The organism is Pseudomonas sp. MG-9, from assembly GCF_018729515.1.
GTDB lineage: Bacteria > Pseudomonadota > Gammaproteobacteria > Pseudomonadales > Pseudomonadaceae > Aquipseudomonas > Aquipseudomonas serboccidentalis.
The window spans coordinates 293741-308816 of sequence record NZ_JAHHZH010000003.1; the positions used below are offsets into that span (position 1 = coordinate 293741).

General features: G+C 60.5%; 11 protein-coding genes. 5 read left to right on the forward strand and 6 right to left on the reverse strand.

The window, feature by feature from the left end:
* Positions 1–20: 20 nt before the first annotated feature.
* Entirely contained in the window at positions 21–1403 is a 1383-nt protein-coding gene (gene cysS, locus KKQ10_RS09640) for a cysteine--tRNA ligase (protein ID WP_047291685.1), read from the reverse strand.
* Between the two features lie 21 nt (positions 1404–1424).
* A complete protein-coding gene (locus KKQ10_RS09645) occupies positions 1425–3122 on the reverse strand; it encodes a glutamine--tRNA ligase/YqeY domain fusion protein (RefSeq protein ID WP_215500941.1) in 1698 nt (565 codons plus the stop codon).
* A 250-nt stretch (positions 3123–3372) separates the two neighbouring features.
* On the opposite strand from KKQ10_RS09645, the gene KKQ10_RS09650 reads away from it, so the two are divergent.
* Positions 3373–3879, forward strand: coding sequence for a peptidylprolyl isomerase (locus KKQ10_RS09650; RefSeq protein WP_127651051.1), 507 nt, complete (start codon positions 3373–3375; stop codon positions 3877–3879).
* Entirely contained in the window at positions 3876–4628 is a 753-nt protein-coding gene (gene lpxH, locus KKQ10_RS09655) for a UDP-2,3-diacylglucosamine diphosphatase (protein WP_215500942.1), read from the forward strand. The genes KKQ10_RS09650 and lpxH overlap by 4 nt, the downstream gene beginning before the upstream one ends.
* A gap of 189 nt (positions 4629–4817) precedes the next feature.
* Here the strand turns inward: lpxH and KKQ10_RS09660 are convergent, their stop codons facing one another.
* From KKQ10_RS09660 to KKQ10_RS09675, 4 genes are all read right to left on the reverse strand, one after another.
* Positions 4818–6347: a DHA2 family efflux MFS transporter permease subunit gene (locus KKQ10_RS09660; protein ID WP_127651053.1), complete on the reverse strand. Its 1530-nt coding sequence runs from the start codon at positions 6345–6347 to the stop codon at positions 4818–4820.
* A 163-nt stretch (positions 6348–6510) separates the two neighbouring features.
* Complete coding sequence (locus KKQ10_RS09665; RefSeq protein ID WP_215500943.1) at positions 6511–7713, reverse strand: HlyD family secretion protein; 1203 nt, start codon at positions 7711–7713, stop codon at positions 6511–6513.
* Positions 7714–7727: 14 nt separating this feature from the next.
* Positions 7728–9197 carry an efflux transporter outer membrane subunit gene (locus KKQ10_RS09670; protein WP_215500944.1) on the reverse strand — a complete coding sequence of 490 codons (1470 nt, stop codon included), beginning with the start codon at positions 9195–9197 and terminating at the stop codon, positions 7728–7730.
* Positions 9187–9669 (reverse strand): MarR family winged helix-turn-helix transcriptional regulator, encoded by a 483-nt coding sequence (locus tag KKQ10_RS09675; protein ID WP_127651056.1) that lies wholly within the window; start codon positions 9667–9669, stop codon positions 9187–9189. The genes KKQ10_RS09670 and KKQ10_RS09675 overlap by 11 nt, the downstream gene beginning before the upstream one ends.
* 317 nt (positions 9670–9986) lie before the next feature.
* Between KKQ10_RS09675 and KKQ10_RS09680 the strand changes: the two genes are divergently transcribed.
* From KKQ10_RS09680 to pvrR, 3 genes are all read left to right on the forward strand, one after another.
* Complete coding sequence (locus KKQ10_RS09680; RefSeq protein WP_215500945.1) at positions 9987–10991, forward strand: fimbrial protein; 1005 nt, start codon at positions 9987–9989, stop codon at positions 10989–10991.
* A gap of 94 nt (positions 10992–11085) precedes the next feature.
* Positions 11086–13899, forward strand: a complete 2814-nt coding sequence (locus tag KKQ10_RS09685) for an ATP-binding protein (protein ID WP_215500946.1) — start codon at positions 11086–11088, stop codon at positions 13897–13899.
* On the forward strand, positions 13886–15073 hold the full coding sequence (gene pvrR, locus KKQ10_RS09690) for a response regulator cyclic di-GMP phosphodiesterase PvrR (protein WP_215500947.1): 1188 nt from the start codon (positions 13886–13888) through the stop codon (positions 15071–15073). The genes KKQ10_RS09685 and pvrR overlap by 14 nt, the downstream gene beginning before the upstream one ends.
* Positions 15074–15076: the final 3 nt, after the last annotated feature.

A 15076-nucleotide genomic window follows, 5' to 3' on the forward strand; every position in this document is an offset into this window, starting at 1 on the left:
TTTTAAAGCAGATCAGGCTGTCAGTCAGCCAGACGCCAGGTCGTGCCGCCCTTGCCGTCTTCCAGCACCACGCCCATGGCGGTGAGCTGGTCGCGGATGCGGTCGGATTCGGCCCAGTCCTTGCCGGCCCGTGCCGCCAGGCGCGCAGCGATCAGCGCATCCACTTCAGCCGCATCGACACGCCCTTCGGCGCCCGCCTGCAGGAAGTCATCGGCCTCCAGCTGCAACACGCCCAGCACGCTCGCCAGCTCTTTCAGACGCGCCGCTAAACCGGCCGCTGCATCGAGATCGCTCTCGCGCAGACGATTGATCTCACGGACCATCTCGAACAGCACCGCGCAGGCTTCCGGCGTGCCGAAGTCGTCGTTCATCACCGTGGTGAAACGCTCGACGAACGCTTCGCCGCCGGCCGGAGCGACGCTCGGCAGACCTTTCAACGCATGGTAGAACCGCTCGAGTGCGCCCTTGGCGTCCTTGAGGTTGTCTTCCGAGTAGTTGATCGCGCTGCGGTAGTGGCTCGACACCAGCAGGTAACGCACGACTTCCGGGTGGTACTTGTCGAGCACGTCGCGAATGGTGAAGAAGTTGTTCAAGGACTTGGACATCTTCTCGCCATTGATGCGGATCATGCCGCAATGCATCCACGCGTTGGCGTAGGTCTTGCCGGTGGCCGCTTCGCTCTGGGCGATTTCGTTTTCGTGGTGCGGGAACTCAAGGTCGCTGCCGCCGCCATGAATGTCGAAGGTCTCACCGAGGCAGCAGGTGGACATCACCGAGCACTCGATGTGCCAGCCCGGACGCCCGGCGCCCCACGGCGACTCCCAGCTCGGCTCGCCCGGTTTGGCGGCTTTCCACAGGACGAAGTCCAGCGGATCTTCCTTCGACTCGTCGACTTCGATGCGCGCACCGATGCGCAGGTCTTCGATCTTCTTGCGCGACAGCTTGCCGTAGCCCATGAATTTGGCAACGCGGTAGTACACGTCACCGTTGCCCGGGGCGTAAGCGAAGCCTTTGTCGATCAGGGTCTGGATCATCGCGTGCATGCCCGGAATGTGATCCGTGGCGCGCGGTTCCATGTCCGGCTTCTTGATGTTCAGGCGCGCTTCGTCTTCGTGCATCGCGGCGATCATGCGCTCGGTCAACGCTTCGAACGACTCACCGTTCTCGCGGGCCCGGTTGATGATCTTGTCGTCGATGTCGGTGATGTTGCGCACGTAGGTCAGGTCGTAACCGCTGAACCGCAACCAGCGGGTCACCAGGTCGAACGCGACCATGCTGCGGCCGTGGCCGAGGTGGCAGTAGTCGTACACGGTCATGCCGCACACGTACATGCGCACCTTGTTGCCATCCAGCGGTTTGAAGACTTCTTTGCTCTTGGTGAGCGTGTTGTAGATCGTCAGCACGTTAGTTTCCTTGACGCTAAATCACTGGCCCCACGAATCACGCAGGGTCACTGTACGGTTGAATACCGGCTGACCTGGTTTCGAGTCCTTGATATCCGCGACGAAGTAGCCTTCGCGCTCGAACTGGAAACGGTCTTCCGGCTGTGCATTGCCCAGCGAGGGTTCAGCACGACAACCGGTCAGCACTTGCAGTGAGTCAGGGTTGATGTTGTCCAGGAAACTCGCGCTGTCTTCGGCCTTCTCCGGGTTCGGAGAGCGGAACAGGCGATCATACAGACGCACTTCGCACTCGACGCTGGCAGCGGCCGGCACCCAGTGGATCACGCCTTTGACCTTGCGGCCTTCAGGGTTCTTGCCCAGGGTGTCCGGGTCGTACGAGCAACGCAGCTCGACGATGTTGCCGTCGGCATCCTTGATCGCTTCGTCGGCACGGATCACGTAGCTGCCGCGCAGACGCACTTCGCCGCCCGCTTCCAGACGTTTGTAACCCTTCGGCGGCTCTTCCATGAAATCTTCACGGTCGATGTAGATTTCCCGGGCGAACGGCAGCGCACGCACGCCCATGTCTTCTTTCGGGTGGCGCGGCAGTTCGAGGTTCTCGACCTGGCCTTCCGGGTAGTTGGTGATCACGACTTTCAGCGGACGCAGCACGCACATGGCGCGCGGGGCGCTGTGGTCCAGATCGTCACGGATGCTGAATTCGAGCATACCGAAGTCGACCACGCCGTCGGAACGGTTGGTGCCGACCATTTCGCAGAAGTTGCGGATCGATTTCGGCGTGTAGCCACGGCGGCGGAAGCCCGACAGCGTGGACATGCGCGGATCGTCCCAGCCATTGACGTGCTTTTCATCGACCAGTTGCTTGAGCTTGCGCTTGCTGGTGATGGTGTAGTTCAGGTTCAGGCGGCTGAACTCGTACTGGCGCGGGTTGGCCGGCACCGGCAGGTTTTCCAGGAACCACTCGTACAGCGGACGATGGCTTTCGAACTCCAGGGTGCAGATCGAGTGGGTGATGCCTTCGATGGCGTCCGACTGACCGTGGGTGAAGTCGTAGTTCGGGTAGATGCACCACTTGTCGCCCGTCTGGTGGTGATGGGCGTGGCGGATGCGGTACATGATCGGGTCGCGCAGGTTCATGTTCGGCGAGGCCATGTCGATCTTCGCGCGCAGCACACGGGCGCCATCCGGGAACTCGCCGGCACGCATGCGGGCGAACCAGTCGAGGTTCTCTTCAACCGAACGGTCGCGGAACGGGCTGTTCTTGCCCGGCTCGGTCAGGCTGCCGCGGTATTCCTTGGCCTGCTCAGGGGTCAGGTCGTCGACGTAAGCCTTGCCGGCCTTGATCAGCTCCACCGCCCAGTCGTGCAACTGGTCGAAATACTGCGAGGCATAGCGCACTTCGCCGGACCACTCGAAGCCCAGCCATTTGACGTCAGCTTCGATCGCGTCGATGTATTCCTGGTCTTCCTTGGCCGGGTTGGTGTCGTCGAAACGCAGGTGCGTGACGCCGCCGAACTCCTGGGCCAGGCCGAAGTTCACGCAGATCGACTTGGCGTGGCCGATATGCAGGTAGCCGTTGGGCTCAGGCGGGAAACGGGTGACGATCTGGGTGTGCTTGCCCGAGTCCAGGTCTGCCTGGATGATCGGCCGCAGGAAATTGACCGGCACGGCAGGGCCGGACTTGGCATTCGAGGTAGGGTCGACAGTGGGCTTGCTCATAGGATCCTTGACTTACATGTGCGCGGCCGCAAAGGGGGCCAGACAAAACAAAGCCGCTATCATAGCCGATGCTGTCAAGGGGCTGACAGAGCACGGCCTATAAAGGAGCGCATTTAATCGCCGGGATTTGAAAAACAGCCTCGAAATTCGCGCCTGTCACGCTAAACTGCGCTCCTTGGCCGAAGCAGGCTGAACCGGTTGTGGGGCTGAATGTCCCAGAACCACGGATTCCTTATAAAGAGTAATGACCATGACTCAAGTCAAACTGACCACCAACCATGGCGACATCGTCATCGAACTGAACGCTGAAAAGGCCCCGATCACCGTGGCCAACTTCATCGAGTACGTCAAAGCCGGTCACTACGAAAACACCGTTTTCCACCGTGTAATCGGTAACTTCATGATCCAGGGCGGCGGTTTCGAGCCAGGCATGAAGGAAAAGAAAGACAAGCGTCCAAGCATCCAGAACGAAGCCGACAACGGTCTTTCCAACGACAAGTACACCATCGCCATGGCCCGTACCATGGAGCCGCATTCGGCGTCGGCGCAGTTCTTCATCAACGTCGCCGACAACAGCTTCCTGAACCACAGCGGCAAGAACGTACAAGGCTGGGGCTACGCCGTGTTCGGTAAAGTCACCGCAGGCACCGACGTTGTCGACAGCATCAAGAAAGTCGCGACCGGCTCCAAAGCTGGCCACCAGGACGTACCAAGCGACGACGTGATCATCGAGAAAGCCGAGATCATCGAAGCGTGATATTGCTGATTTCAGACTTGCATCTGGAAGAGGAGCGCCCGGACATTACCCGGGCGTTTCTGGATTTGCTCGCCGGACGCGCCCGCTCGGCGAGTGCGCTGTACATTCTGGGCGACTTTTTCGAGGCGTGGATTGGCGACGATGCCATGACGCCCTTCCAGCGTTCCATCTGCCAGGCCCTGCGCGCATTGAGCGACAGCGGCACGGCGATCTTTCTGATGCACGGCAATCGCGACTTCCTGCTCGGCAAGGCTTTCTGCAAAGAAGCCGGCTGCACGCTGTTGAAGGACCCGAGCGTCGTGCAGTTTTACGGTGAGCCGGTGTTGCTGATGCACGGCGACAGCCTGTGCACCCGCGACGAAGCCTACATGAAGCTGCGTCGCTACCTGCGCAACCCGATCACCCTGTTCATCCTGCGCCATCTGCCCCTGAGCACCCGCCATAAACTGGCGCGCAAGCTGCGCAGCGAAAGCCGGGAGCAGACGCGCATGAAGGCCAACGACATTGTCGATGTCACCCCGGAAGAAATTCCGCGAATCATGCAGCAATACGGGGTGAAAACCCTGATTCACGGCCACACCCATCGTCCGGCGATCCACAAGCTGCAGCTCGGCGAGCAGGCGGCGAAGCGGATTGTGCTGGGGGATTGGGATCGTCAGGGATGGGCGTTGCAGGTGGATGAGAACGGGTTTGCCTTGGCGCCGTTCGACTTCGCCCCGCCTCCGGCCCTGCCCGCCCCCGCAATCTAAAAGCCAAGATCAAAAGATCGCAGCCTTCGGCAGCTCCTACAGGGAAACGCATTCCAATGTAGGAGCTAAGACACAAAACCCTGTAGGAGTGAGCCTGCTCGCGATAGCGGTGTATCAGTCAACACAGATGTTGAATGTGATATCGCTATCGCGAGCAGGCTCACTCCTACAGTTTGATCGCATTGCAGATCAGTGACCGCTGGCCGCAGGCCCTGCCTTGGCAGCAAACGGCGGCTTCGCCAGCCAGACAATCAGAATCAGCCCCATGAAGCCCCAGCCCAGCAGCGTGAAGTAATCCACGGTGGAGAGCATGTATGCCTGGCTGGTCAGCACGTGATCCAGCTGCGCATACGCCGGATTACCCGCCCCGCCCAGTTGATTCAGCGCCTCGCGGGTCGCCGGCTCATAGGTGCTGATGCTTTCGCTCATGTACGCATGGTGCTGATCGGCGCGGCGGATCCAGATCCACGTGGTCAGTGACGCCGCGAAGCTGCCGCCCAGGGTCCGCAGGAAAGTCGCAAGACCGGCGCCGTCGGCAATCTGGCTTGGCGGCAGATCCGACATGAGGATGCTCAGGGTCGGCATGAAGAACAACGCCACGCCGATGCCCATGAACAGCTGCACCAGGGCGATGTGCTGGAAGTCCACCTCGTTGGTGAACCCGGCGCGCATGAAGCAGCTCAGGCCGATCGCCAGGAACGCCAGCCCGGCCAGCAGACGCAGGTCGAACTTGTTCGCGTACTTGCCGACAAACGGCGACAGCAACACCGGCAGAATGCCGATCGGCGCCACGGCCAGACCGGCCCAGGTCGCGGTGTAGCCCATCTGTGTCTGCAGCCACTGCGGCAGGATCAGGTTGATGCCGAAGAACCCGGCATAACCCAGCACCAACACCAGCGTGCCGATGCGGAAGTTGCGGTGGGCGAACAAGCGCAGATTGACCACCGGATGCTGGTCGGTCATTTCCCAGATAATGAACACCGCCAGCGCAATCACCGAAATCGCCGCGCCGATGATGATGAAGTTCGATTCGAACCAGTCCAGGTCATTGCCCTTGTCGAGGATCACCTGCAACGCGCCAACCCCGATGATCAGCGAGATCAGCCCGACGTAGTCCATCGGCTGCCGACTGGTCTCGACCGGACGCTTGGCCAGTTGCGAGCGCACCACCATCACCGCAAAGATGCCGATCGGCACGTTGATGAAAAAGATCCACGGCCAGCTGTAGCTGTCAGTAATCCAGCCACCGAGAATGGGACCGGCAATCGGCGCCACCACCGTAACCATCGCCAATAGCGCCAACGCCATCCCGCGCTTCGCCGGCGGATACACCGCGATCAACAGGGTTTGCGTCATCGGGTACAGCGGCCCGGCCACCAGGCCTTGCAGCACACGGAAGCCGATCAGTTCCGGCATCGAGGTGGAGATACCGCAGAGAAACGAGGCCAGCACAAACAGGATGGTGGCCCAGAGAAACAGCTTCACCTCGCCGAAACGGCGGCTGAGCCAACCGGTCAGCGGCAACGCAATGGCGTTGCTCACGGCAAACGAGGTGATCACCCAGGTGCCCTGCTCCGAACTCACCCCCAGGTTGCCGGAAATCGTCGGCAGGGCCACGTTGGCGATGGTGGTGTCGAGCACTTGCATGAACGTCGCCAGCGACAGGCCGATGGTGCTGAGCAACAGGCTGGGCGGGGTGAAAGAGGCGTTATTGCTCATCGTGAATCCTATGAAACCAGGTTGACGCTATGGAGCGGGTCTTTGTGGCGAGGGAGCTTGCTCCCGCTCGGCTGCGAAGCAGTCGCAAGCTTTTGGGGCCGCTGCGCGCCCCAGCGGGAGCAAGCTCCCTCGCCACAAAGGCCCGCACCTGAGGAGTGTGATCTCAGCGTTGCGCGGTTTTGCTGACCACAGCGCTGTTGTCGTGGATCAGCTGCGCAATCATCGCGTCGGCTTCGGCCAGTTGGCGGTCGTAGACATTGGTGCTGAACGAGGCCTTTTGCGGCGGCTGCTGGGCCAGCACCGGACCGCTCTGGTCGTGCAGGTTGACCTCGACGTTGGTCGACAGACCGACCCGCAGCGGATGCTTGGCCAGCTCTTCGGCGTTGACGTGAATCCGCACCGGCACACGCTGCACGATCTTGATCCAGTTACCGGTGGCGTTCTGCGCCGGCAGCAGGGCAAACGCGCTGCCGGTACCGGCGCCGAGGCTGTCGACGGTGCCGCTGTACTTCACGCTGCTGCCGTAGATGTCGGACTCGATGTCCACCGGCTGGCCGATGCGCATGTCACGCAGCTGGGTTTCCTTGAAGTTGGCGTCGATCCACAGCTGATCCAGCGGAATCACCGCCATCAGCGCGGTGCCCGGCTGGACCCGTTGACCGAGTTGCACGGTGCGCTTGGCGACATAACCGGTGACCGGCGCGATCAAGGTGCTGCGGGCGTTGGTCAGGTAGGCCTGACGCAATTCGGCGGCGGCCTGCATCACGTCCGGGTGCGACGAGACCACGGTGTCATCGACCAGTGCGCTGGTGGTTTTCAGTTGCTGTTTGGCGTTGGCCAGGGCGTTTTGCGCCGAGGTCAGGTCGTCGCGGGCGTGGGACAGTTCTTCCTGGGAAATCGCCCCGCCTGCGGCGAGGTTTTTCCGGCGGTTGTAGTTGTCCTGCGCCTTCTGCACTTCAGCCTGTTGCGCGTTGACCTGGGCTTTCATGCCATCGACGTTGCTGTACAGACCACGCACCTGACGCACGGTGCGCGCCAGTTTCGCCTGGGCGCTTTGCAGGCCGACTTCGGCGTCGTTGGGGTCGAAGTTGATCAGCACCTGGCCTTCGTGGACCAGATCACCATCGTCAGCGCCAATGCTGACCACGGTGCCGGTCACCAGCGGCGTGATTTCGACGACGTTGCCGTTGACGTAGGCGTCGTCGGTGCTTTCGTTAAAGCGTCCGATGAATTCGTGATACGCCCAGACGCCGGCACAGGCGAGGACGACGACAGCGGTCAGCACCAGCAGCATTACTTTGCGTTTGCGCGGATTGCCGGTGTCCGGGGTGTTGGCTTGAGCTTGAGTGTTTTCGGCAGTGGCCATGACAAATACCTGAATTAGTTGTGCGGCGTGGCTGGGGTGGCGTTGGCTGCGGTCAGGGTTTCACCCTGGAAGCCGCCGCCCAGCGCTTGCATCAGTTGAATCGACAGGTCGATCTGCTCGGCATTGAGGTTGGCCAGTTGACGCTGGGCCTGCAGCAGTTGCTGCTCGATGCTGAGCACGTCCAGGTAGTTGCCGATGCCGGAACCGTAACGCTGGACGACGGTGTTGTAAGAATCCTGAGCAATGTCGGTGGCGTGTTGTTGCGCGCCGATCTGCCGGCCGATGTCACGCAGCTGGTTGATCGTGTCGCTGACATCACCCAGTGCTTTCACCAGGCTTTTGTTGTACTGCGCCACGGCCAGGTCGTAATCGGCGTCGCGCGCATCGAGGTTGGCGCGCAGGCGCCCGCCGTCGAAGATCGGCACCGAAATGGTCGGGGCGATGTTGAAGAAACGACTGGCCGACCCGAAAATCGCGTCACCCAACAAGGATTCGGCACCGGCGGACGCCGTAAGGTTCAGGTTGGGATAGAAGCGGGTCTTCGCCGAGTCGATGTCTTTACTTGCGGCTTCGACGCGCCAGCGCGCAGCGACCAGATCCGGGCGACGACCGAGCAGTTCCGCCGGCAGCACCGACGGCACCGCCACGGCGCTGGCCTGCAGGACTTTCGGCCGGGCGATTTCGTTGCCGCGATCCGGGCCTTTGCCAAGCAGCACGGCCAGGGCGATTTTGGCGCTGTTCAAGCGTTTTTCCGCATCGATCAGGCTGGCTTCGGAGCTGGCCTCAAGGCTTTGGGTTTGCTGGAACTGGTACTGGCTGTCGATCCCGGCACTCAAACGTCGCTGGCTCAGGTCGAGCATCTGTCTGGTGCGCTTGAGGTCGTCGTTGGCCAGGTCGTAAACGATGTGCGCCTGGCCCAGATCGCTGTAGGCCCGGGCCACGTCGGCGGCGAGGGTCAATTGCGCAGCCTGACGGTCGACTTCAGCGGCGCGGGCCTGACCGAGTGCGGCTTCCCAGGCATCACGCTGGCCGCCCCACAGGTCGAAGTTGTAATTGAAGCCGGCGCTGACATTACGCACGGTGGCGTAGGCATCGCCCTGCCCTCGCGGGTCCTGATCCTTGGCCAGGCGCGAACGGCTGATACCGGCGCTGGCGTCGAGGGTCGGATAGCGTTCGGCATCGGCGGCATACGCGGCGGCGCTGGCCTGATGCGCGCGGGCCTCGGCGATCTGCATGTCCGGGCTGTCGTGCAGGGCTTCGCGGATCAGACCGTCGAGTTGCGAATCGCCAAGGCTGGTCCACCAGTCGCTCTTCGGCCATGCGGCCGGCGACAGGGTCACGCCGTTGAGGGACTGGCTGACATTGAGGCTTTTCGCATCAAGGCTTTTGCCTTGAGTGTCGAGGCCGCTGTAGTTGGCGCAGCCGGCGAGGATCATCGCCGACAGCACCAGGGTCAGGCTGCTGCGCAAGGTGTTACCGCTCATTGTGTTCACCTAACCGCTGGATAGTGATCGGATCACCGGCTGCCAGCAGGATTTTCTTGAGGATGTATTCCAGGGTCTTCAACTCGTCCGGAGTGACGGCGCCGGCCAGTTCATTCATCGCATCGGCGCCGATGTACGGCAGGCGATCGGCCAGTTGCTGGCCCTGTTCGGTGAGCTTGAGCTGCACCTGACGGCGATCGCCTTCGCTGCGTTGGCGAGCCAGAAAGCCCTTCTGCTCCAGACGATCGAGCATGCGCGTCATCGAACCGCTGTCCAGCGACAGGTGCCGGCACAGTTCGGCCGGGGTGTCGACGCCGAACTGGGCCATGATGATCAACACCTTGAACTGCGCGGCGGTGATGCCGTGGGGTTCCATGTGGGTGTCGATGATCCGGTCCTTGAGCAGCGCGGCACGACCCAGCAACAGGCCGAGATGACAGTGTTTGAATTCGTCCGGGGTGAAATGCTTCATTTGCTCACCTAATAACTGCCTAGGCAGTGAATGTATGTCGAGATGTTACTGCCTAGGCAGCGAATGTCAACGTAATAGTTAGGTTGCTTTGTAATTAGTTGACCAGTGGGCTGGGTTTTTGTGGCGCATAGAAGAAGGCCATCGCGAGCAGGCTCACTCCTACAGGGGGAACGCATTCCACATGTAGGAGTGAGCCTGCTCGCGAAGGCGGCAACACGGTGCAAGGGATGATTGCTTTCTAAGAATCGCCTGATGTGCGGGCTTGAATACCTTGGCTAACGTACGCCGCTCACTGGCCGATACGTAAAGCCCTCTTCATGAAGCGTTTCAAACTCCAGCGCCCGCTCCAGCTAACGAAATTGATTCCCACGCTATGTCTGTCGTTACTTTTCGCGCCCTGCTACGCGGGCGCGGCTAATTGCTCGTTCTACCCGGGGCATCATCAAACAACTATCACTATGCAAGTACCCGCTACACTTTCGATTCCTCGTGATACACCTAACGGCACCGTAATATATGAAAGCCCTCCGCTCACAATGGGACCTACGCCCAGCTCGTATAAATGTACTAACGAGTTTTCATATGGTATTCAGAACAACGTCGGTGTGTCTAAATCGGGTGACCTTGTTTACGCAATCGGAAACACCGGGCTCGCCTGGCAGTGGTCCTACAAAGACAATGTAACCCTACCCATTTATCCGGGTATTCGCCGAGAGGCGGGCGGATACGGATGGGACACCACAAGACACGTGCTACGGCTATTCAAAATAGCGGATGTAATCGATGTACAGAAAATCCCGGCAGGAACACTTGGGATTTTCCATGCAGATGGAGTGTCACCACTCGCAATGGCGACCAATGGCACAACGATTGTGCCTCAATCCTGTGAAACGCCGGACATCAAAGTAGACATGGGGTCGCATGACATGAGTAGCTTTGCCCATAACGGCGCATATTCTGAGCCGGTCAAATTTGACATCAGCCTTAACAACTGTCCGCCAGGCATAAAAAAAGTAACTTATACACTCAAGCCTACCCTAACTTCTCCCTCGCAAAATTCCACGAGGGGTATCGTAAAGCTGAGTGCAGATTCGACTGCTCAGGGTGTGGCTTTGCAAGTACTCAATAGCGATGGAAACCCCTTAGTCTTACATCAAAGCTATGTATTCGCGGACTATTCCTCTGCGGGAGGCAACTTGAAGATCCCCCTGAGCGCTCGTTACTTTCGCGTCGCTGAAACCGGTGGCAATGGTGGGTTTGACAAGGGTATGCGCGCCGGAACAGCTAACGCAACGATTGCATTTGTCATGAGTTACCTTTGAATCCATTGATGGGTTGCTATAGCCAATTGTTCGCGCAGCCCTCTTTAAGAATCGTCTGATTTTCATCATGCCCGGCCGCCCCTACTGTGCCGGGATGCGATTGAAGAACTACCTCCACCAGATTAGCCCGGTCTTGTCCACGCCCCACGCTGCGCGACGTTTGTTGCGCATTTTTGCGTGGGTGCTGCTGGTGGGCATCCTCGGCGGCGTGTACAGCTTTCTGCTGTTCACCTTCAACAACGAAATTTCTCAGCGGCGCAGTTACATGAGCAGCGCCATCGCCGAGGCGCACACCTTTTTCACCACCCGCGAGGCGCTGCTGGAAAGCCTGAGTTTGTCGGCGACTCGCCAGACCGCTCTGAGCGCGCCGCTGTCCGAGGAAGAAATCCGGCTGCTGCTGGGACAAACCCCCGGCAAGCAATGGAGCATCTGGCTGACCCAGCGCATGCGTGACTATCTGCAAGCGCGCAAATTGAATCTGCTCTACGTCAGCAGCGGCACCGAGGCGCAGGTGTGGCGCCTGTACAACTCGACGCCCATGGCTGGCGATTTTCCGCGTGCGATGCTTGATCGCCTGGAAACCTTCAAACGCGACAACACCAGCGCCCTCAAAGAAATCTGGCTGACCCACAACTTGCCAGGGCACTCGCAGCTGTACATCTTCATTCGCCTGGATGATCGCGACCCCGATTCCGGCTGGCTCGGTCTGGAAATGGACGACCGTGAAGTCTCCAACGCCTTGAGTGACCACAGCGCCGGCGAGTTCACCATGTTCAACTCGCAAGGGATGCCGCTCTTCAGCAACAGCCACAAGCCGCCAGCGGGGCAGCATCTGCCACTGCTGCGCCAGCAGGATTTCTTCGGATTCGTCGGCAACGGCTGGCTGCCCGAGCAACTGGTGTTGCGCAAACAACTGAAGTCGTCGGACTGGCAACTCACCTACTCCATCGACTTGCTGGCGGTGCTTTGGGCCTTGTGGCCGCAGATGCTTGGCGCACTGGTGTTCTGTCTGGCGAGCATCAACCTGGTGTGTCTGCTGACCCGGCGCCTGGAACATCGCTTCATCACGCCCACACTGCACCGGATTCAGGCGCTGGTGGAAAGCGAGCTGTTCAGCCGCGACGTGATCCAGACCGCACCCGTGGCACTCTGCGTGTTGCGCCGCAGCGATGGCCAGGTGGTACTGGAAAATACCCTTGCCCAACAATGGCTGGGCACGTGCAGCCAGCAACTGGGTCCCGGCTGGATTCGCGCTGCGTTTGACGACAATGCGCCCTGCCTGACCGACTATTTCGACACCGCTGATGGCCGGCACCTGTACCTGAGCTGCGCGCCGACCCGCTACAAAGGTGAAGACGTATTGCTTTGCGCCTTCAGCGATATCAGCGCGCGCCGGCAAATCGAAGCGGCGCTGGAGCAGGCGCGCCAGTCGGCCGATGCCGCCAACGAAGCGAAAACCCTGTTTCTCGCGACCATGAGCCACGAAATTCGCACGCCGCTGTATGGCGTGCTCGGCACCCTCGAACTGCTCGCCCGCACCCGGCTCGACAACCAGCAGAAAAGCTATTTGCGCGCGATCGAAGGCTCGTCCGCGACCCTGCTGCAATTGATCTGCGATGTGCTTGATGTGTCGAAAATCGAGGCCGGGCAACTGGCGCTGGAGCTGAGCGATTTTTCCATCGTTGCGCTGGCGCAGGAGGTGGTGCAGGGATACGCGGCGGCGGCGCAGAGCAAAGGTTTGCAGCTGTACGCATGCTTTGATCCGCAACTGCCCGACAGCCTGGTGGGCGATGTCAGCCGGGTGCGGCAGATTCTCAATAACCTGTTGAGCAACGCGGTCAAATTCACCGACTCCGGACGCGTGGTGTTGCGGGTCAGAGCGCTGTCCCGTGAAGGCGAACGCGTGTGCGTGCAATGGCAGGTGTCGGACACCGGGCGCGGCATTGCCCATGCTGATCAGGCATTTATCTTCGATCCGTTCTATCAGACTCAGGGCAATAGCCATGCGGTCGCGGGCACCGGGTTGGGCCTGCCGATCTGCCAGCGGCTGACAAATTTGATGAACGGCACGCTACACATGGTCAGCGAACCGGGGCTGGGCAGTAGTTTTTCCCTGACCTTGCCACTGGAGCAGCGCGCGGGCAGCGGATTGCCCGCAGCAGCGCCGAATCTGGCGGGTGAAACCGTTTACGTGGTGTCGCCGGTACGCGAACTGGCCGAAAGCCTCGCTGGCTGGCTGCGCCGTTGGGGCGCCCGACCGCACCTCGGCGCGCCGGACAACCACGAATCTGCCGACGCTGGCGTGTTGCTGGAACTGTACCCGGCACCGATGGAGCCGCGCGGCGAACTGCAATGGTCAGGGCCGCGGGTACTGGCCAGCGGCGATGCTGCCTGTGAACCGCAATGCACGGGTAAAGGTTGGGTGGCGAATCTGAGTGATCTGGCCGCGATCCGCCGAGCCGTGCGTCAGGCTCAGGGCGGCCAGACCATTGAGCATTCGCAACAGGCAGAAAGCCAGGCGCTGGCGCCGCTGCACCTGCACATCCTCGTGGCCGAAGACAATGCAATCAACCAGTTGATCCTGCGCGACCAGTTGCAAGAGCTGGGCTGCACGGTAGCGTTGGCCAGCGATGGCGAAGAGGCCTTGTCACTGTGGCAGGACGACACCTTCGATGTCGTGCTCAGCGACGTCAACATGCCACGACTCAACGGTTATGAATTGGCCAAAGCCTTGCGTCGCCTGGGCTGCACCACGCCGATCATCGGCGCCACCGCCAACGCCCTGCGCGGTGAAGAGGCCCTGTGCCTGGCGGCCGGCATGAACCACTGCCTGGTCAAACCTTTTACGCTAAGAGCCTTGTCGATCGTCCTGGCTCCCTACGAACGAGTCACCCATGAAGTCCTCTAGCCTGCTGATCGTCGAAGATCATCCGTTCCAGCACCTGTACTTGCAGAACCTGTTCAACGAGCTGGGCGTGTTCGATCTGGAGTTTGCCCGGGACGGCGGAGAAGCCTTGCGGCGTCTGAAAAACCGCGAGTTCGATCTGGTCCTCACCGATCTGCTGATGCCGGGCATGGACGGCGTGCAGTTCATCCAGGGCCTGGCCGCGCAGCCCTCGCGCCCGGCACTGGCGATCATGAGCGCTGCCTCGCGGCGCATGTTGATGGGCGCGAGCCTGGTGGCGAGCAACCTGCAGGTCAAAGTCATCGGGCTGATTTCCAAACCGGTCAACAGCGCTGCCCTGCGTTGTCTGATCGAGCAGTTACAGACGCTGCGCCAGGCCGGCCCGGTCGCGACGCAGCCCGGCATTGATCGGCAAAGTATTCTGCATGCCTTGGACAAGGGTGAATTACAGGCCTGGTTCCAACCCAAAAAGGCACTGGACAATGGCCGCATCGTCGCCGCCGAAACATTGGTGCGCTGGATGCATCCCGAACATGGCACGCTGTTGCCAGGGGCATTTCTACCGGCGCTGATTGCTTATGACCTCGAAGAACGGCTGCTCTGGCGAATGCTGGAACAGGCGATTGCCGCGCAAACCGTATGGCGCCAGCAGGGCTATGACATTCCGGTGTCGATCAATCTGCCCACGCACCTGCTTAACAGCCATGACCTGCCCGACCGCATCCTCGCTTTTGTGCTGCAACATGAAGGCCTGCCGGCGCGGATCTGTTTCGAGCTGATGGAATGCTCGGTGCCCGATGACATCAGTAATTTCTACGCCGGCGCCTGCCGCTTGCGGATCAAGGGTTTCGGTTTGTCTCAGGATGATTTCGGCAAAGGCTACAGTTCTTACATGAATCTGGTGTCGGCGCCTTTCACCGAGCTTAAAATCGACCGCGCGCTGGTGCAGGGTTGCAACAGTAACGCCGAGCTGGCCCAGGCGCTGACCAGCATTGTCACCCTGGGTCGGCAACTGGGCCTGACGGTGGTCGCCGAAGGCGTGGAAACCGCGCAAGAACTTGCTCTGTTGCGTAAGATCGACTGCACTCAGGTTCAGGGTTTCCTGATCTCCCACGCCGTGTCTGCGGAGCAGTTCCAGCAGTTGCTGACCCATGATGGACCGGCCAATGCATGGTGAACC